This is a genomic window from Streptomyces sp. NPDC050988 (assembly GCF_044456225.1).
Taxonomy (GTDB): Bacteria; Actinomycetota; Actinomycetes; order Streptomycetales; family Streptomycetaceae; genus Streptomyces.
Window position 1 is genome coordinate 54,465 of record NZ_JBITFQ010000034.1, and the last position, 18,201, is coordinate 72,665.

General features: G+C 67.5%; 16 protein-coding genes. 1 reads left to right on the forward strand and 15 read right to left on the reverse strand.

The features are described 5' to 3' along the window. Positions 1-45: 45 nt before the first annotated feature. The gene (locus ACIBEI_RS41855) at positions 46-1,455 is read right to left on the reverse strand and encodes a glutamine synthetase family protein (protein WP_398896081.1); all 1,410 of its coding nucleotides are present in this window, start codon (positions 1,453-1,455) and stop codon (positions 46-48) included. A 158-nt stretch (positions 1,456-1,613) separates the two neighbouring features. On the opposite strand from ACIBEI_RS41855, the gene ACIBEI_RS41860 reads away from it, so the two are divergent. After that, positions 1,614-2,807 (forward strand): RNA-guided endonuclease InsQ/TnpB family protein, encoded by a 1,194-nt coding sequence (locus ACIBEI_RS41860; protein WP_398896082.1) that lies wholly within the window; start codon positions 1,614-1,616, stop codon positions 2,805-2,807. A 27-nt stretch (positions 2,808-2,834) separates the two neighbouring features. Here ACIBEI_RS41860 and ACIBEI_RS41865 read toward each other — a convergent pair whose 3' ends face one another. From ACIBEI_RS41865 to ACIBEI_RS41930, 14 genes are all read right to left on the reverse strand, one after another. Beyond that, positions 2,835-4,334 carry an amino acid permease gene (locus ACIBEI_RS41865; RefSeq protein ID WP_398896083.1) on the reverse strand — a complete coding sequence of 500 codons (1,500 nt, stop codon included), beginning with the start codon at positions 4,332-4,334 and terminating at the stop codon, positions 2,835-2,837. 81 nt (positions 4,335-4,415) lie between these two features. After that, on the reverse strand, positions 4,416-5,408 hold the full coding sequence (locus ACIBEI_RS41870) for a hypothetical protein (protein ID WP_398896084.1): 993 nt from the start codon (positions 5,406-5,408) through the stop codon (positions 4,416-4,418). Between the two features lie 99 nt (positions 5,409-5,507). Next, on the reverse strand, positions 5,508-5,768 hold the full coding sequence (locus ACIBEI_RS41875) for a helix-turn-helix domain-containing protein (protein ID WP_398896085.1): 261 nt from the start codon (positions 5,766-5,768) through the stop codon (positions 5,508-5,510). Between the two features lie 441 nt (positions 5,769-6,209). Next, a complete protein-coding gene (locus tag ACIBEI_RS41880) occupies positions 6,210-6,716 on the reverse strand; it encodes a LuxR C-terminal-related transcriptional regulator (RefSeq protein WP_398896086.1) in 507 nt (168 codons plus the stop codon). Between the two features lie 428 nt (positions 6,717-7,144). Continuing rightward, entirely contained in the window at positions 7,145-7,924 is a 780-nt protein-coding gene (locus tag ACIBEI_RS41885; RefSeq protein WP_398896087.1) for an SAM-dependent methyltransferase, read from the reverse strand. A gap of 814 nt (positions 7,925-8,738) precedes the next feature. Further along, complete coding sequence (locus ACIBEI_RS41890) at positions 8,739-9,701, reverse strand: terpene synthase family protein (RefSeq protein ID WP_398896088.1); 963 nt, start codon at positions 9,699-9,701, stop codon at positions 8,739-8,741. After that, positions 9,698-11,059, reverse strand: a complete 1,362-nt coding sequence (locus ACIBEI_RS41895; RefSeq protein WP_398896089.1) for a cytochrome P450 — start codon at positions 11,057-11,059, stop codon at positions 9,698-9,700. The genes ACIBEI_RS41890 and ACIBEI_RS41895 overlap by 4 nt, the downstream gene beginning before the upstream one ends. Continuing rightward, positions 11,056-12,717, reverse strand: a complete 1,662-nt coding sequence (locus ACIBEI_RS41900; protein WP_398896090.1) for a prenyltransferase/squalene oxidase repeat-containing protein — start codon at positions 12,715-12,717, stop codon at positions 11,056-11,058. Before ACIBEI_RS41900 ends, ACIBEI_RS41895 begins: the two co-directional genes overlap by 4 nt. Then, the gene (locus ACIBEI_RS41905; RefSeq protein ID WP_398896092.1) at positions 12,714-13,829 is read right to left on the reverse strand and encodes a polyprenyl synthetase family protein; all 1,116 of its coding nucleotides are present in this window, start codon (positions 13,827-13,829) and stop codon (positions 12,714-12,716) included. Before ACIBEI_RS41905 ends, ACIBEI_RS41900 begins: the two co-directional genes overlap by 4 nt. 139 nt (positions 13,830-13,968) lie before the next feature. Further along, positions 13,969-15,267, reverse strand: coding sequence for a cytochrome P450 (locus tag ACIBEI_RS41910; protein WP_398896093.1), 1,299 nt, complete (start codon positions 15,265-15,267; stop codon positions 13,969-13,971). After that, positions 15,264-15,881: a GTP-binding protein gene (locus tag ACIBEI_RS41915; RefSeq protein ID WP_398896094.1), complete on the reverse strand. Its 618-nt coding sequence runs from the start codon at positions 15,879-15,881 to the stop codon at positions 15,264-15,266. Before ACIBEI_RS41915 ends, ACIBEI_RS41910 begins: the two co-directional genes overlap by 4 nt. Continuing rightward, positions 15,856-16,191, reverse strand: a complete 336-nt coding sequence (locus ACIBEI_RS41920; RefSeq protein WP_398896095.1) for a DUF742 domain-containing protein — start codon at positions 16,189-16,191, stop codon at positions 15,856-15,858. Before ACIBEI_RS41920 ends, ACIBEI_RS41915 begins: the two co-directional genes overlap by 26 nt. Before the next feature lie 23 nt (positions 16,192-16,214). Beyond that, complete coding sequence (locus tag ACIBEI_RS41925) at positions 16,215-16,655, reverse strand: roadblock/LC7 domain-containing protein (protein WP_398896096.1); 441 nt, start codon at positions 16,653-16,655, stop codon at positions 16,215-16,217. After that, positions 16,652-17,989: a hypothetical protein gene (locus ACIBEI_RS41930; RefSeq protein WP_398896097.1), complete on the reverse strand. Its 1,338-nt coding sequence runs from the start codon at positions 17,987-17,989 to the stop codon at positions 16,652-16,654. The genes ACIBEI_RS41925 and ACIBEI_RS41930 overlap by 4 nt, the downstream gene beginning before the upstream one ends. Between the last annotated feature and the right edge of the window lie 212 nt (positions 17,990-18,201).

The following is an 18,201-nucleotide window of genomic DNA, read 5'->3' on the forward strand; positions in this document are numbered from 1 at the left end:
TTGGCGTGCGCGGGATGCCTGGGCTGCTGGTGTGGAGGGGAGGGGTCACTGGAGGGCGATCTCTCGCCGTCGTTCCTCGGGGCTCACCACGACGCGATGGGCTTCGACCTCGTGGTGAGCGGACAGGGCGTAGTGCTCGACGACCTCGGGGGTGAACAGTTGCGCAGGCAGGTCGCTGACCCGCATGAGCTGCTGTGCTTCGTCCAGCGAGCGGGGAACAGGGGGCAGGTCGGTGTCGGTGACGGCGTTGCCGTGCACCTGTGACGGCGGGACGATCTTGTTGTCGAGGCCGTGGCCGGCCGCCGCAAGGACCGCGGCGAGCGCGAGATAGGGGTTGGCATCGGCGCCCGGCAGCCGGATCTCCAGATGGCGCCGGGCACCGGTGCCGACGACGCGGACCGCGCAGGTGCGGTTGTCGAATCCCCAGCTGTAGTTCACCGGCGCGCACGTACCGGGCGTGAGCCGCTTGCATGAGTTGACCGTCGGGCCCCAGAACGGGGCGAGCACGGGCATCGCGGTGAGGAGTCCGCCGATGACGTGCAGAGCCTCCTCGGGTAGATCCGTCCCGTCACTGGCGAAGAGCGGCTGTTGCTCTTCGGCGTCGTGGAGGGAAAGGTGAATGTGGAGGCCGCTGCCGACCCCGGTGTCGGGAGCGGCCATGAACAGGGGCAGCACGCGGTGCACCGTGCCGATCTCGACTGCGGCGTGGCGCAGCAGCATGTGCTGGTCAGCGGCGTGCAGGGGCTCCGAGTGGGGGAAGGTGACCTCGACCTGCCCGGAGGCTCCTTCGCACTTGATCGCTTCCAGCGGCAGACCAGTCCCCGTCAGTGCCGCGTGCAGGTCCGTGAGGTATTTACGCAGCAGAGGAGGCTGGTGGAGGCCGTAGTCCCGGCTTCCCCCGAACAGCGGCGTGAGGTTCTGGAATCCCGCGCGCTCCGCGCTCTTGCGGGTGCCGTGGTAGAGGACGAACTCGGCCTCCAGCCCGGTACTGGCGGTGATCCCGCGCCGCTCCCACTGCTCCAGCTGCCGCTTGAGCATATGGCGGGGAGCGACGGCCACCGGCTGCTGGTCGTGGGTGACGGGGTCTGCGAGCACCAGCGCCCTGCCGGGCATCCACGTGGGCGTGCGAAGCGTCGCCAGGTCGGGAACGAGCCGCATGTCCCCGTAACCGGTGTCCCAGGAGGCGATGCCGAAGCCGTCCAGGGGGCGCATGTCCGCGTCGGTGGCCAGCAGGTACCCGCACCACGAAGTCCCGTGGACGGCGACGTCGTCGAGGAAGTGCGCGGTGCCGTACGTCTTGCCCTTGAGCCCACCCTGCATGCTCGCGGTAGCGAGCATCACCGAGGTGACGGAGCCATCCCTGACCAGAGCGGACAGACGGCCGAGGCCGCCGACAGAACTGTTCGGCGAGGTGTCGGGCCCCCTGTCGGACATGTTGGGGGTTGCGCCGGTCATCTGATCTCCTCCGTGGATATTCCGAGCCCTTCAGGGCGGAGAGGAAACGGGACTCCTGCGGAGCAGGGCAGGGAAAGCCGCTTCGCCGTCAGTGAGAAACTGTGTCCGCCCCCAACCGCCCGCAGATGCCCACGAGTTGACGCGTTAACGTGTGTGTTGTGGCCACTCCAGTGAAGCGGGCATTTCGGTACCGCTTCTATCCGACCGATGCGCAGGCAGCCGAGCTGTCGCGCATCTTCGGATGCGTGCGGAAGGTTTACAACCTGGCGCTTCAGGCCCGGACCGAGGCGTGGACTCTGCGGCAGGAACGGATTACTTACAACGCGACGTCGGCGATGCTGACCGCGTGGAAGAAAACCGAGGAACTGGCGTTCCTCAACGACGTATCGTCGGTTCCGCTCCAGCAGTGCCTTCGGCATTTGCAGACGGCTTTTACGAACTTCTTCGCCAAGCGGGCGAAGTATCCGAGCTTCAAGTCGAAGAAGAAGTCCCGCGCTTCGGCTGAGTACACATCCTCGGCGTTCCGTTTCCGGGACGGCAGGCTGATGCTGGCGAAGATGGCGGAGCCGTTGGACATCGTGTGGTCGAGGCCGCTCCCGGAGGGGGCGACGCCGTCCACAGTGACCGTCAGCCGGGACGCGGCCGGACGCTGGTTCGTCTCCATGCTGTGCGACGACCCCAGTGTGGAGCCGCTCCCCGCCACCGATTCGGCGGTCGGTATCGACGCTGGCTTGGACAGTCTCCTGACACTCTCGACCGGCGAGAAGATCACCAACCCGAAGCATGAGCGGAAATATCGCGCCCGGCTTGCTCGCGCTCAGCGCAACCTGGCGAAGAAGGAGAAGGGCTCCAACAACCGGGCCAAGGCCCGGCTGAAGGTCGCAAAGATCCACGCCCGCATCTGCGGAGCCCGGCGTGACCGGCTCTACAAGCTCACCACCCGACTCGTTCGTGACACCCAAACGATCGTGATCGAGGACCTGGCCGTACGGAACATGGTCAAGAACCACACCCTCGCCCGCGCTATCTCCGATGCCGCGTGGTTCGAATTCCGGAGCCTGCTGCAGTACAAAGCCGCCTGGTACGGCCGCGAAGTGATCGCGGTCGACCGCTGGTTCCCCTCCTCCAGGCTGTGCTCTGCCTGCGGCGTCATCACATCGAAGCTGCCGCTGAACGTCCGCACCTGGACGTGTGACTGCGGAACGACCCACGACAGGGACGTGAACGCGGCGAACAATATTCTGGCCGAAGGACTTTCGGTATCTGTCTGTGGAGCTGGTGTAAGACCTCAACGGAGAACTCCGGGCGGGCAGTCGGCGACGAAGCAGAAAGCATCACGGCGCGAGCCGTGAGAACCCCTCCCACGGGGGAGGGGAGAGTCAAACGATGTCCTCTGCCATCCGGTCTCGCTCGCTGGCGGTGCCGTACTCGGGGACGATGTCGTGGCGCAGGCCCCGGTGCCAGGCCGCCCAGGCCAGGGCGAGCATGACGACGAGGGCGACGGGCGCGTAGTTGAACGTGTCGACGGTGATGGGTTTCGTCGAGGGCAGGCAGAGCAGGACGGTGACGAAGGCGACCCAGGTCACGGCGATCCAGCCGACCGGCTTGCTCCAGCGGCCCAGGTGCCATGTTCCGGGCTTGAACTGCTTGCCGCGGAGCAGCCTCAGGAAGATGGGGATGGCGTAGGCGGGGGTGATCCCGATGACGTTGATGGTGGTGATCGCGGTGTATGCGGTGGTGGAGAACATCGCGGGTGCGGCCAGCAGGAGTGGGAAGGCGGCGGCCAGCCATACGGCGTTGACCGGGGTTTTGGTGCGGAGGCTGGTTCGCCGCAGTTTCTTTGCGAGGGGCAGGGCGCCGTCGCGGGAGAACGCGAAGATCATCCGGCTGGCGGAGGTCATACCGGCGTTGGCACAGAAGATCTGGGCGATGATCACCACGAGCAGGAGCATCTTTGCCATGGACGGTCCGAGAGCGTCGAGGAAGATCTGGGCCGGGGGGACGCCGGTCGCACTGTTGATCGTTCCGTTGTAGTCCTGGATCGCGAAGAGCAGTCCGGCGAGCAGGATGAAGCCGGCGACCCAGGACCAGACAATGGAGTGGACGATGCCCTTGGCTGCGGCGGTCTGAGCGCGCTCGGTCTCCTCCGACAGGTGGGCGGAGGCGTCGTAGCCGCTGAAGGTGTACTGGGCTAGCAGCAGTCCGAGCAGCCCGACGTACAAGGGGTTGCCCCAGCCGGTGTTGTTGGTGAACTCGCCGAAGACGAAGCCGGCCGACTGATGGTGGTCGGGTATGAACACGAGGGCGCCGACGATGGCGGCGACTCCGCCCAGGTGCCACCAGACGCTGATCGAATTCAGCATGGAGACCAGGTGCACGCCGAAGAGGTTCATCACGGCGAGCAGCAGCAGCAGACCGGCGAAGATGAGGAAGGTCTTCACCGGAGTGGGAGTGAACCCGTAGCTCAGGTTGAGCCAGGCCCCGATGAACAAGGCGCATCCGTACGGGCCGGCGGCCATGCCACCCAGCAGCCCGAGCAAGTTGAACCAGCCGGTGTAGTGCGCCCACCGGGGGCCGCGGAGCTTGCCGGCCATGAAGTACAGGGCCCCAGCGGTGGGGTAGGCGCTGGTGACCTCGGCGAGGGCCAGACCGACGAAGAGAACCATCAGCCCGACGAAGGTCCAGCCCCAGATCATCACGGCGGGCCCGCCGGTGTTGAGGCCGAAGCCGTACAAGGTCATGCAGCCGGACAGCACCGAGATGACGGAGAAGCTCAGCGCGAAGTTCCCGAAGCCGCTCATCCGGCGGGCGAGCTGAGGCTTATAGCCGAGGTTCGTCAGAACCTGTTCGTCGGCAGATGGGGGCGGTGCGGCAGACACGGTTGGTACCTCCAGGCGGCGCGGGGACGGGGGACGGGGGTTGCTTTCTGGGCGGCGGAGCGCGGGGTGGGCCCTGGTGGATCACATGCGGCCTCCTGCGCGATACGGTCCGCTCTCGCGGAGTCGCAGGAGACGAGCTTGGAGAAACTCCTCTTGCCAGTTGCGTCCGTCGGGAGCGACGTCCTGCCAGGGGGCCCGCGTGACGCACTTTCCGATCGCTTCGAACACGTCGCGTGCCGGGTAACCGCCGTGGTGGAGGGCCTGAGCGAGGTAGTTGAGATCTAGGGGCGACCAGGTCGTGTCGTCCGTGAAGCGGAACCACTCGTCAAGGGCCCGCAACGTGTAGAAGGAGATCGCTGAAGGTGCCCAGTGCAGGCGGGGCGTCTCATCCCGGTTTGTCCTTCGGCGGAAGCTCTCCAAGTGGGTGTACAGAGGGAGAACGTTGACCGCCGATCCGCGAGGAGCGAGCTGCGCCGCCCACCGGCTGTAGCTGACGGCACTGTGTGCACTGTCCTCATAGGCGAGCAAGGCGTGCATAGCGCGATGCCAGGCCTCCCGGTTGAATGGATCCCGCCGATGGGCCTGCCACAGCAGGCCCCAGGGTCCTGGCGGGATGCCCGGTTCCCAGCACCTCTCCTGGTTCTCCGGTCGCCTCTCCCACGGGCGTGGAGAGTCGAGCGGTGCCAGCGCAAGCCATGCCACCCACGGCACCGGGTCATCGGGCATGAAGGTGGACGCCAGGTCGCACGCTTGCCGAGCCGCATCCGCGAGGAGGAGGGCTTCGTGCCGCTGCCCGCGGCTGTGGGCGTGGAGGGCGCGCTGGACGAGGACTCGGGCCCACATCATGCGGTACTGGTGGTCCCGGCTCTCGCGCCCCCATGCTTCCACGGCGTCGGACTGCGCCGCGGCGGAAGCCAACACCTGGCTTCGGAACGTGCGCTGAGCCCATGAGGGGGTTTTGTCGAGCAGGTCGCGGGTGGAGCGCCATCTGCCGATGCGGATGTCTTCCAGTGCTGGGCGTAACTTGGTGTCGAAGCCCGCGGGATCAAAATCAGAGACCCGCATCAGCGTCACCGCCGGCCTGTCGACACGCAGGGTGGCGGCCGCTCCATGCCGCAATTGCGTGCAGGTGCGTCAGACACATGCCGAACCGCACCCCGTAGAACCCCGGCGTCATGACGCGCCCTTCTTAGTCCCGGTCGGGTGGGCGTAGCCGCGCCCCCTGAAGGTCACGTGGCCAGCGAGGAGCTTGTGGATCGAGCCGTAAGACCGACCAGTGGCCTTGCATATGTCCCGAATCGAGGCACGCCGCTTCGTGTAGGCCGCGATGACCTTCTGCTGGAACTCCTCCGCCTCGGCGCCTTTGAGGTGCGCTCCGGGCGAGAGCCATGGCAGATCCAGGGGTGGGTCGAAAGGTGCTCTCGTGGGGGTCATGTGAGCTCCGGAGCGGACGTCAGGCGCGGGTTTCGTCGAGGGCAGGGCGAGGAAGCCGGTCAAGGCGCGAAGCTGCGGTGTCGTCCCCTTGGCCGTTTGGACGGGCGGTCTCAGCTGGCCCGGTTGTCGTGCGGCTCGTACATGGCTGCCGGCCGGTGTCGGACGGTGCGAAGTGGGATGGCGTCGAACTCGGCGCGCAGCGGTCCCACCGACCAAGTGAGCGGCTGGTCTGATGCCGGGCAAGGCCGGAGAGCAACCGGTCGGCGAGCGACGTCGTGTGCTGGTCGACGAACCCGGCTACAGCTTTTCTGTCCTGCTCGGCCAGTAGCCAGCCCATCTCGTACGGTGCTGGGACTACTGCGACGACCGCTTCCCCGGGGAAGCCCTGAGCGACAAACGTCCTGGGGCGCACCTGTTCCTGCGGTTGTGAACAGGTCCTGGTCATGACGCGGCTCCGCCAGGCTCGGTCGCAGCCGCGTCGGCACTGCTGGATCCGCTGCCCCCTGCACCGAGGAGTCCCCAAGCGTGGCCGAGGCCGATCAGGTGGGTGTCGTTGTCGGCCCCGGCCTTGGTAACCAGCTCCCTTATCTGAGGGCGGACGTCGGCTGGGCGGATCCCGGCTGCCCGGGCGATGTCGTGGGTTTCCGGGTGCTTGGCAAGGGCCCGAAGCAGCCGCTGTTCGTCGTGCGTGAAGTCCGGTACGACGGCGGGCGCCGCGGGCGGGGCAACCTGCCCGCTGGCCAGGACGGCGTGTGCACGGGCGGCCCTGCCCTTCCTGCTGGTGACCTGAAACTTCCGGCCAATGCTGCTGAGGTGGGCGGCGAAGGTTCCGGTGCTCAAACTCAGGTCGTCAGCGCCCTGGGCGTTGGAGACACCGGTGATCAGGGCTTCAGCTACCAGCTTTTCGGTGGGAGTGAGCTCGGTAGCTGTCGGGATCTTGACGACCATGGCGCACTTTCTGGGGTGGGCGTGGACATTGGGACGGTTCCGCAGGGGCGGGGCCGAGGGCGCACGTGGAACTGCAGATGGCTGCGGGCGTGGTGCGGACCCGCCCGGCGGCGGCCCAGGGCTCACCTCGTGCAGATGCGCGGCCTGCTGGCAGTACTCGCGACCGGCGCCAGGTCTGCCGTAGTGGCAACGCGTGTGTGCGAAGCGCTTGGGCGTGAGATCCCGCCACCGAGCATCGGTATTGACGAGCGTGGCGAGAGCGGCCCTCGTGACACGGATGTCAGGAGGGACATCGCCGGTGAGAGCACGGAGTTGTTCTGGAGGAAGTGCTGCGCGGGTCGCGCGGCCCAGCTGGTCGAGCCCCTGCGCAATGGTGTGCGCCCGCGTAAACAGCCCGAGCGTGCGGGCATACGGTGCCGGGTGAGGCATCAGGGCTTGCATGCGACGCCTCCGTAGATGTCCGTGGCGCTCGGGAGATCCCCGGGGTCCGGGCGCCACAAGGGGCAGGGGACCAGTCCGGGCTCCAGCAGTTCGAATCCCTCGTAGTAGGCGGAGAGTTGCTCGGGACTGCGCAGCACGTACGGGACGGCGCCGGTGTCGTCGTACCCCTGTTGGGCCTTGGTGAGGTCGGGGTCTGTGTCGATGCCGTCGTAGTGCGCGAAGTAGCTGCCGGTGGGCAGGGCGGCCTGGAGGCGGTGGACGATCCGCTTGGCTTCGTCGTGGTCCTGGATGTGGCCGAGGATGCCCATGAGCATCAGGGCGACGGGCTTGTTGAAGTCGAGGATCTTGGCGGCCGCGCCGATGATCTTCTCCGGGTCGTGCAGGTCGGCGTCGATGTAGCTGGTGACGCCCTCGGGCGTGCTGTAGAGCAGGGCCGCGGCGTGGGCAAGGACGATCGGGTCGTTGTCGACGTAGACGATCTTGGCGGTCGGGGCGATCCGCTGGGCAACTTCGTGGGTGTTGTCTTGGGTCGGGAGGCCGGTGCCGATGTCGAGGAGCTGGCGGACGCCGAGGTCTTGCGTGAGATGAGTGACCACGCGGATCAGGTATCTACGGGACTCGCGGGCCATGGCCACGACTTGAGGGGCTTGCTTGCTGTAGGCATCGCCCGCCTGCTGATCGACTTCGTAGTTGTCCTTGCCGCCGAGCCAGTAGTTCCAGATGCGTGCGGAGTGGGGAACAGAAGTGTCGATCTCAGGCATAAGCATTCCTTCAGGACTGTCAGGCGGCTGCGCGTCGTGGTGGCCGGGGCCGTGGGTGGTCATGAACCGGATCGGGCTTCACAGGGGTGCCGGGGCGAAGGGACGGGGGTGATTTCTGTGAGGACAGTGATCAGCTCGTCGGGCGGGGTCAGGAATCTCCCGGTTGGCTCGCCGCGGCTGATCCACCGGAGGCTGAAGCCAGCACCGCGGGCGGCACGCGGCGGGAGGCGCACCGCGGGGCCGCTGATGTACGTGACAGAGGGGGGCCACGGGAATCGGTCGGAGCCGAGCGGGATGAAGAAGGTCCAGCGGTTGCCCTCGGCTGACACCGCGCCGCGGCTTGCACCGAGGGCGCGCAGACACTCCAAGGCTTGGCCCGCGTAGGGCTGCTCGGTTTCTATGGCGTCGAAGCTGCCCCCGGTAGCGACCGCACAGGCGGTAGAGCTGCGCCAGGCCGTGCCCAGCAGCGCGTACGCTTCCCGGCCCGGATCGCCGTCGGCCAGGGTGGGGATCACCCAGGTCGACGGGTCGGCAGGACGCGGACTGACGGGACGTAACGGCCGCACGAGGGCGAGGAGAAAGGCTGAGGGAGCCCTTCGGGACGGGTGCCGGACAGTGGTGTCCGAGCTGGTGGCGATCATCAAGGTAAGTCCCTTCGGCCGTGCGTGGGTGAAGGGACAGGGAGCGGGACCCGATGCGAGGGACAGGGGGCCATGCGCATGCCGGCACGGCCGTCATGCAGGACCAGGCAGGAAGGAGCGGAGAGGACAGCAGAGATGCTGACAGGAGAGGACATCGGGGAATTTCTGGATGAGTGTGGTCAGGGACGGTAACGGGCGTGGTCGATATGCCAGATGTAGGAATGCGTGATGTGCTCCAGTGCCTGGGCATGCAAGGTGAGTGGGGCGAGGCCGCTGGCGGAAAGTTCGGTCATCCGGGCCCGCGCGATGTCGGCCTGCTCTTCGCACATGCGCGCGGCGAGTCCGAAGGCGGTCGGTAGGTCGACGCCGTGTTCGGTCATGAGCAGAGTCGGCAGGCTGAGGGGGTTCTTGCCCAGCTGGCGGGCTTCGCGCTTGAAGGAGGCGAGGTCGTTGACCCATCCCGCGAGGCTGGATACGGATGTCTCGAGTTCGCGGACGGGAGCGGAGGAGCGCTGCGGCTCGGGTAGTTCGTATCCGAGAACGATCTGTGCCGCGGTCATGACGGTCCGGACGAACACGGTGTCCGGACGCATAGTGCTGTAGGTGTCTAGCGCAACGCTTTCCGGGGCAGGCAAATGCTGGGCCTCCCACACGATTCCGCCGAGGTTGGCCCGCAGGCGCTCGGCGAGTTGAAGGTACTGCGCAGGCGTGGCCCGGGCTCGGAACCGCTTCAGGAGATCGCCCAGGGCGGCGGCGAAGGGCCTGTCCGAAGGGGGGACCTCCCCGTCGGCCAGGATGCCGCAGAGTTCTCGCACATGGAGTTTCAGCTCGGTGGGGTCGTGCTGGGCGGCGGCCTCCCCATGGACGTCATCGAAGGCGGTGAGCCACAAGAACAGGTTGGCGAACAGGATGAGACTGTCCCGGTCAGCGGTCGGGACAGCACGTGATACGCCCTGGCCTGTGATGTTGTACAGGGTGCGGAGAGATGTGGGCTCGACGGGGAGCGGGAACTTGTCGAGCCAGCGCAAGATGCCGGCCTCGACATGGTCCGTGTGGGGGCTGACAGGGAATGGCCCGGGGAATGCGCCGCTGAGATCCGGCGTCGGCAACTCGTCTTGCGCGGTTGCGCGGTGGTTGGTCATGCGGACTCCCTTGTGGCGGCGGTGGGCCTGGCTTCGAGGGCCATGCGGAGCGTGGATGGGTGCACCGTGATCTGCCCGACGGGCCTTACACGGGCGCCTGGAGTCGGCCGCAGCCTCCAGCGGGAAGCGACGAGTGCCGTGATGATGGTTGCTTCGGACCAGGCGAACGCGTCGCCCATGCACTGCCGTTTGCCGGCCCCGAAGGGGATGAAAGATCCCTTCGGAGGCTGGGGACGCTGTGGTCCCCAGCGGTCGGGGTCGAAGCGCAGCGGATCGGGGTACAGGCCGGGATCGCGGTGCAGGGTGTAGGGACTCCAGACCACGTCTGTTCCGGCGGGCAGCCTGGTCTGCCCGAGTTGTACGGACGTGATGGCCTGCCGGGTCACCAGCCAGGCCGGGCTGTACAGGCGGAGCGTCTCGCTCACGAGCTGGCGGGTGAAGACGAGTTGGGGGAGACGCTCGGCGGTGATCGGGCCTCCCGCGAGCACGGTGTCGACCTCCTCATGGAGCCGTGCTTCGAGGTCGGGATGGCGGCCGACTTCGTGAAACAGCCAGGCCAGCAGGACCGCAGTGGTTTCGGACCCGGCGGCGAGCAAACCGATGACCTCGGACAGGATCTCGTCATCGGACAGGCACGCGCCGCTCTCGTCCTGTGCGGCCAGGAGGAGCGACACGATGTCGTCGTAGGCGTTGGGGTTCGCGAGGTGTTCCGAGACGACAGCCTCGACGGCCGTGCGCAGGATGCGACTGGCGGTGGTGACCTGCTGGTTGCGTCGGGTGGGCAGCCGCTCCAGCAGGGGCACGGGCAGCAGGGCGCGTCGGAGCGCGGCGGTGAAGACCCGGTCGACGCTCTGAAGGATCGCGTGAGCAGGTTCGGGGTGGGGGCGTGTGGAGAACAGGACCGACATGACCGTGTTCTGGGTCATCAGCTGCATCTCGGTCTTGAGGTCGAGCACGTCTCCGTCCTGCCAGGAGGCGATCGCCGGGGCCACGGTGTCCCGCATTGTCTCGATGTAGCCGCTAACCTTCTGTCGGTGGAAGGCGGGCTGCATCATCCGGCGGCGCGCCAGATGCGGCTTTCCCTCCGCGACCGGCAGGGCGTCCTCGCCGAAGAGCTTGAGCTTTTCGAAGAGCAGCCCCTTGGTGAACTCGTCGGCCTTAACCGTGAGCATCTCCTGGATCAGGTCGGGAGCGTTCACCACCGTTACTTCTTTCGGGCCGACCGTGATGCGCACGATCGGTCCGTAGGCACGCAGACTCTGGAGAAAGGCCAGCCGATCCCGCATCAGGGGCAGAGCATGGCCGATGAGTGGCAGCCGCCCAGGAGCGATCGGTACGGCATGAAGGTCGGTAGTCACAGCTTCTGTTCCCTCCCGCCCGGTGGGTCGGCGCGCTGGTCTTCGCTACGACCACGGCCATGGTGCGTGCGCAGCAGTTCGAGCGCGGCCATCACCTCGGCCCGCACCATCGCCTCGGGCGCGTACAGCGTCTTGTCGTGCCACAGCGCCGGATGCCGGTAGCCCGGCGTGCAGTTGGCCGCCTGGAGCACGCTCTCGGCCCGATCCAGGGCTCGGCCGCAGTGCGGCTGCCGGACGACGGCGGGGACAGCAAGAAGGATCTTCACGGCGTAGGCCGTCTCCTCCGCAGTGCCGCCCCAGACACCCCAAGACCCGTCGTGACGCTGGTGGGTCAGTACCCAGTCGGCAGCAGCCCGCAGGGCGCCGGCGACACGAGTACCCCTGTACTGGGCGAGGGCCGTCACGCAGCGCTGGGTAGCGTAATAGGGCGAGGCATGCCATTTGTCCGTCCAGAAGCCTTCAGACTGCTGCTGGTAAAGCAGAAAGTCCCGCGCTACGGCCATTCGCGGCCGGTGGACTGCACTCGCTGCGGGCTGCCAGGTCAGGTAGGCGTGCAGGGCCTGGAGAGCGTGGGCGTTCGCGGTCGTTGATCCGGTGTCCTCACCGACGAAGCAGTCGTAGCGGGTTCCGGCGTCGAAGACGGCCAGGGGAGCGGGGTCACGAGGTTGGCCGACGAGGGCGGCAACCAGGACCGCCACGGCGGTGTCGTCGGCGTCAGGCAGGAGGCCGGGAGCGCCGCGCACGCCCGCGGGATCGTAGATTTCGGCGGCCCAGCCGCGCACGGTGGCCAGGCACGCGTCGGGCAGACCGGGACCGGCCAGGGCAGCGGCGACCCACAGGCGCTCGAAGGTGGCGGCCGGAGCAGCCTCGGGGAAGAGACCGCCGTAGCGGCGGGCCACTTCGGTCAGCGCCGTGATCGTCTCATCCTGCTGGGCTGGCGAGCTGGCGGCCCGCGCGGCGGTCGCGGCCGGTGAACTGCCCAGCAGCCCGCCCGGCAGGTGTACTTCGGCGGGTGAAAGGTGGCGTGAGATGCCCTCGTAGGTGTGGTGAAGCTTCGCGGGGACGTCGCCGGCCGCCCGGCACCGCCGGGCGATCTGCTCAGGCAGCTGCTCCTGGAATCCCTGCGGCACCGTCAGACGCGGTCCGCGGGTCCAAGGGCCGAGCCGGTCCAGTGTGCTGATCACGGGATGGTCGAGGTGCTCGTTGATCTGGGTGACCAGACTGGGAACGAGGATTTCGATGGCTGCCGTGTCCGGCCACGGTCCGACGAGCGACAGAGTGCCCAGCGCCCCAAGACCTCCTGCGGCTGCTGCGGCCGCCGCGGGCCGCTTGCGCCCTTCCCCGGAGGCGGCGTCGTGGCGCAGTGTGGCAAGGAGTGCTTCGACCGCGCTGAGTGTTGGCAGCAGCCGGTACGGCGCGGGCCCGTCCCCCCAACTGCCGTCGGCAGCCTGCTGTTCCAGCACCCAGGCGAGCCGGCGCTCGTGGCCGGACAGCCACGGCGCTGAGGAGAGCACGCTGGCCGTCTCATACAGCGATGCACGAACGCTGCCCCACGGGTCAGAGTCGATGTCCGCCACGAGGCCTGCGGCCTGGGAGGTGTACGTCTGCGGCGGACCCTGCGGCAAGCCGGCGCGGGGGTGGTTTTCGGCGCTCGTCATGACTGCCTCACCGTGGCTATCTCCGCGATCTCACGCAGTGCCGCGGAGGCGGCGGTAGGGAAAGGGGCCTGGTCCAGCACCGCAAGGGCGGCATCCCGCCGGGCACTGATCATTTTCTCGACGTGCTGCCGGGCACCTGTTCCTTCCAGGACACCCCGGACACGAGCGATGTCGTCGTCCGTCAGGTCGGGGCTGCCTACCATGGTGCGCAGCAGTTGCTTGTCGGCGGCGGGGGCGCCCTGCAGCGCGAGCGCCATCAGCACGGTGGACTTGCCCTCGCGTATGTCGTCCCCGACCGGCTTGCCGGTCTCGGCGGGGTCGCCGAACACGCCCAGGAGGTCGTCGCGCAGCTGAAACGCTTCGCCCAGCGGAAGCGCGAAGGCGCTGCACGCGTCCAGGGCGTCCGGAGCGGCGCCGGCTAGAACCGCGCCGATGCGCAGCGGCCATTCCACCGTGTATTTCGCGGTCTTGTAGCGCACCACCCGCAGTGCGGCCTCGACGTCGTCGGACAGGCGGTCGGTCGACAGCAGGTCCAGGTACTGCCCGTAGACCAGCTCGCTGCGCATGGTGTCCACCAGCGGCAGGATCCGCAGCAGGGCCTTCGGACGCAGGCCTGCGCTGTGGAGGAGGTCGTCCGACCACACCAGGGTGAGGTCGCCGAGCAGGATGGCAGCGTTCACGCCGTGACCCTCGGCGCGGCCGCGTCGGCCGCCGCCGTCGATGTACGCGGCGGCGAGCGCGCGATGGGCGGTGGGGCGTCCACGGCGCAGGTCGCTGGCGTCCATGACGTCGTCGTGTATCAGGGCGAACGCCTGGAACAGTTCCAGGGCGGCGGCCACGTGGAGGACCGCACTCCGGTCCCCCTGACCGCCGCCGGCGTGCCATCCCGCGACGCACAGCTGCGGGCGCAGCCGCTTGCCGCTGTCCAGGAGACGGCGCAGCGCGCTGAACAGCGGAGTCATCTCGGATCCGGGCGCGACCTGGGCCTTGCGGTCGAGGAACTCGTTGAGGAGTGCGTCGACGTTGAGGCGCACCGCAGAGAGGTCCGGTGTGTCGGCAGCGGGAGCATGTGTCATCAGCGGTCTTACCCCCTTGTGGTCAAGGACCGTCATGGGCGGATTCCTTCTCCTCGAGGGCGGACAGGGCTAGGAGCCTCCGGAGCGCCGGGCGGCGTCGCGGGCCGGACTTGTTTGCTGGTGGTGGGGCCGTAAAGCGGGTGGTGTGCTGCGTACGGGTACGTCCGCGCAGCGGTCAGGCGGAAGCGGGTGGCCGGCCAGCGGGCTGGAGCGGCACTGTGGCCGTGGCGCGGTCAGCTTTCGTGGCTCGGACCCACGGCGTCGCGCCGGGGGTGTCCGGCGCGAGGGGAGTGAAGCGGCAGGGCAGGGCGGTGAGAAGGCGGTAGAAGGGGCTGGGGTGATACGTCAGCTGTTCGTGGGGGACCGCGAGTTCGATGTCGGGCAGGTACGAGACGATCCGCTCGATCGCCGTGGCGGCCACGAGCAGGGCAAGCCTGCGGGCGGGGCAGGCATGAGGGCCGGCGGCGAAAGCGAGGTGGGCCTTCATACCGGAGCGGTGGCCGTCACCAGTCTTGTTGTGCGGGCAGGTGTTGGCGGCGGCGTACGAGACCATGACAGGAGACCAGGCGGGGATGAAGGTGCCGTGGAGGTCGGGGACGTCCACACGAGGAAAGTGGAGGCTGTACATGGCCAGCGGCGGGTCATTCCAGAGGACCTCGTCGATGGCGGCCTCGATGGTGAGGGTGCCCGTGGTCAGGGTGCCCCGGTAGCGCCTGTCGGACAGATGCCGTTCCAGCGCGTTGGCGATCAGCCCGGTCAGGGTGGGGTACGCGGCGCCGGCGGTGATCACGACCTGTTCCCCGACGTTCTCCGGTGAGAGTCGGTTGGGGTGGTCGATGAACCACGAGGTCAGGTCCGGGCCGCGCTGGGCGAACTTCGAGCCGATGAGTGTGCCCAGGTATGTGGCCAGTGTCTTCTCGCCCTCGGCCTTGACCGTCAGGTCGGTACTCATCAACGCCGCGAGGATCGAATGGAGTTGGGGGCCCTGCTCGTCGAGCTCGCCGAACAGGGCATTCAGGATCAGAGGCGGCAGTTGCTGCGCGTACTGGCCGACGAGGTCGGCTTCGCCGGTGTGGGCGAAACGCTGGAGCAGCATGTCGGCGAAGCGCAGGGTGACGTCGCGGACGTGGCGTGGGTCGAGGAGCGTCAGGCTGTCGGTGATGACCCGGCGAAGGCGGTCATGCTCGTCGCCGTCGGTGAAGAAGAGGCTGTGCCGCCATTCCACGTTGGGCCTGATGGGGCTGTTGGGTGGCACATGGTGCATCCAGCCCCGGGAGTCCTTGGACCAGGTCTCGGTGTCGTGGAGAAGCGTGAGGGCTGCTCTGGGGTCGGTGACCACGTAGACCAAGACCTGGGGATCGATCTCCGCGATGCCGACGGGCCCCTGCTGGCGCAGAAGGTCCCAGCTGCGCTGGGGATCGGCGGCGTGCTCGGGCCCGTACAGCGGTACGGCGACGGGGGTCGGCGTGGTCATGATCGGACGTCTCCGGGGAAGTTCATGAGATGGACGGCGAGGGTGATGAGGACGTCCAGGACGGAATTCTTGTCACGGGCGTCGCAGACGACGAGAGGGGTCGTCTCGGCCAGAGCGAGTTTGGAACGCAGGGTGTCCGGATCGACGACCCGTGAATGAGGGAAGGTGTTGACAGCAGCCACGTAACTGAGGCCGCGTTCCTCGATCCGGTCCATGACCTCGAAGGACTCCTGCAACCGCTCGGTGTCGATCAACACCACGGCTCCAAGTGATCCTTCGGCGATGCCGTTCCACAAGGGCCGGAAGCGTTCCTGGCCTGGCGTGCCGAACAAGTACAGAATGACGCCGGCTTGGGCCAGGGTGAGGCGCCCGAAGTCCATCGCCACCGTGGTGGTGGACTTCTCCCGGGGACCGTGGCCGCTCACGTCATCCGTTCCGGCCGCGGCTTTGGTCATGGTCTCGTCGGTGTGCAAGGTCGGGATCTCCGAGACCGCACGGATCGCCGTCGTCTTGCCGATCCCGATAGGGCCTGCGACCAGGATCTTTTTCCGCTCGTGGGGGACATCGGGCAGGAAGACGGGTGGGTGACTAGTCCTTGAGAGCGTGGAGTCCACTGATAACCCTTTCCAGGAGCTCCTTCGATGCCTGGCCGCCACGTTCCTGACTCGACCCGTCGGAGCGCAGTTGTCCGTCGTCAATGAGCTCGGAGGCCAGCACCTTGCACACACCGACCGGGATGTCCAGGTAGGCGGCTGTCTCGGCCACGGTCAGGGAGTTCTGCCCGAGCAGGGCGAGGATGCGCTGGTGCCCCGGTTGGTGATCGGGGCCCGGAGGAACACCGGTGGCACAGAGGGCGGTCAGCCCCTGGAGAGTGTTGCGGGTGGGGATCCCGCAGCCGCCGGTTGCCAGGTAGCTCGGGACCATCCGACGCCGCACCTGGCCGCCGGTCATGACGGAGTGTCGCCGGTGTCGCGGGCAGGCACCGACATGCGCTTCTCGCCGAGCTTGCGCGCTTGCAGCGCAACCGTGCTCGCTACAGTTCCCATCGCCATGTCCCGTTCTCCGGCCACCACGAGGAAGGTGTTGTTGGCGGCCGGCATGATGATGACGATGCCTTCCTTGGAGACAGTGGTGACGGTCTCGATGGGGCTCGAAGCATCCAACGCCTGGTCGGCGGTGGTCCGGATGGCACTGATCCCCGAGCAGCTCATCGCGGCGATCCCCTCGGCCGTGTCACGGTCGAGGCTTTCGGATTTCGCCACCAGCATGCCGTCGCTGGACGCGATCACAGCGTGCCGCACCCTGGCGGTGTCGGCGATGGGCTTCAGGACCCAGGACAGGTCGTCCCCGCTCGTGGGACTGTGCTGGCTGGAGGCGGTCTCGGTCACGTGGCGTCCTTGGTGTCGGAGTCGGTGGTTGCGGCGTTGAACCCGTGCTCGAAGGCACTCCACAGCTCCCCCGCCTCCTCAGGATCAGGAGATTCGGCTTGGGGAGTGAGGGGCGCTTCGGGTCCCTGCGGGCCCCGACGCTCTGAAGGCTCCGTGAGACGTCTCGGGCGGCGCTGAGGCAGGTCGGAGCCGTCCGCGGCAGCAGGCGAGCTCTCCGGAGAGGGACGCCTCTGGCTCCGTGGCGGAGGCGGAGGAGCGGGCAAGGGGGCCATGGCCGAGACGGGCTGTTTGGCCTCGTCCATGGTGACCAGCAGGTTCGCGGGTATGGACAGCACCGCCTGCACGCCGTTGTAGGGGGATGGCAGGCCGATGGAGACCTGAAATCCGTAGTCGGCAACGAGCCGGCCAATCGCGACAAACCCGTAAGCGGGTGGATCTCCGAGCTCGGACAGAAGCAGAACCTGTGATTTTTCTCCGGACATCAGGCTCATGCCACGGGCTCGCTCGTCCGCGGTCATGCCCGTACCCGCATCGTTGATCACGATGCTGACCGATCCGTTGTCCGTCGGCATCAGGGTGACGTCTACCGGAAGGTCGTCACTGGAGTTCTCAAGGGCGTTGGCCATCAGCTCGGCACAGGCCACTGCAATGGGCTCTGCGGCCCGTCCGACGACACCGATGTTCGCCGCTCGCAGATGATTGTTGACCTTGATGCGCGCGTAGCCATGGAGACGGGATCGGGCTCCGGTAACGATATCGGGCAGTTGCGTGTCCTCACGCACATGGCCGGGCCACGACCCGCTGGCGATCGCGGCCTTCTGTAGCTGGCGGAGTATCTGCTCGTTGAGCTCGTCGATACCGATGAACGTGTCCAGCAGCTCAGGGTTGTCGTGCTTGCGCTGCAGCTCGTCGATGAGGTCCTGCATCCGGTTCGCGACGGACTGGGTCTGCGAAGACGTTCCGCGCACCGCTGCCCAGGCAGCGTTGTCAATGCGGCGTCGCTGCGTCAGGACGGTCTCGGAGAACCGGCCGAGCACTGCTTCGAAGAGCTGGCCGTTCTCCGTACCGGCGAGGTGTGCAGAGAGCAGCCCCGGGACGGGATGGTGAGAACTGACCAAATGCTGGGCGTAGGCGGGAAGCCGTGCCGTGACGAGATGCCGGAGCTCGTCCGCGAATACCCTCTCGCGGTCCTCTGCACTCGTGGCGCGGGCCGCCTGTGCCTTTGCACGCGCGGCAAGGGTGGCGCGCGAGCGCGCCAGGAACACCGTAGCGACGGCGCCGACGGCAGTCGTCGCGCCGAGCACCACAGCGGAGGCTTCGGAGATCGCAGTCACGGGCGAGGGTCCTCGGGGGAGTGAGCCGGGTCTTCGGACGTCAAGCGGTGATGCCAGGGTCACCGGGGGGTGCCGGACGTCCGAAGACCCGGCGGCTATAGGTGAACGGTGGAAAGGTCGGAGTGCTCTGTGCTCTTGCGTGGCGAACATGGGCCGGCCTGGTCTGACGCTGAACTGGCGCTGTGGTTTGAACACCTGGTAGGTGATCATCA

Bases quoted from the DNA above. Each gene is read 5' to 3' on its own strand.
- ACIBEI_RS41855 (WP_398896081.1), bottom strand. From the start codon at position 1,455: ATGACCGGCGCAACCCCCAACATGTCCGACAGGGGGCCCGACACCTCG.
- ACIBEI_RS41905 (WP_398896092.1), bottom strand. From the start codon at position 13,829: ATGACGGTCCTTGACCACAAGGGGGTAAGACCGCTGATGACACATGCT.
- ACIBEI_RS41875 (WP_398896085.1), bottom strand. From the start codon at position 5,768: ATGACCCCCACGAGAGCACCTTTCGACCCACCCCTGGATCTGCCATGG.
- ACIBEI_RS41890 (WP_398896088.1), bottom strand. From the start codon at position 9,701: ATGACCAACCACCGCGCAACCGCGCAAGACGAGTTGCCGACGCCGGAT.
- ACIBEI_RS41880 (WP_398896086.1), bottom strand. From the start codon at position 6,716: ATGGTCGTCAAGATCCCGACAGCTACCGAGCTCACTCCCACCGAAAAG.
- ACIBEI_RS41885 (WP_398896087.1), bottom strand. From the start codon at position 7,924: ATGCTTATGCCTGAGATCGACACTTCTGTTCCCCACTCCGCACGCATC.
- ACIBEI_RS41900 (WP_398896090.1), bottom strand. From the start codon at position 12,717: ATGACGAGCGCCGAAAACCACCCCCGCGCCGGCTTGCCGCAGGGTCCG.
- ACIBEI_RS41910 (WP_398896093.1), bottom strand. From the start codon at position 15,267: ATGACCACGCCGACCCCCGTCGCCGTACCGCTGTACGGGCCCGAGCAC.
- ACIBEI_RS41920 (WP_398896095.1), bottom strand. From the start codon at position 16,191: ATGGTCCCGAGCTACCTGGCAACCGGCGGCTGCGGGATCCCCACCCGC.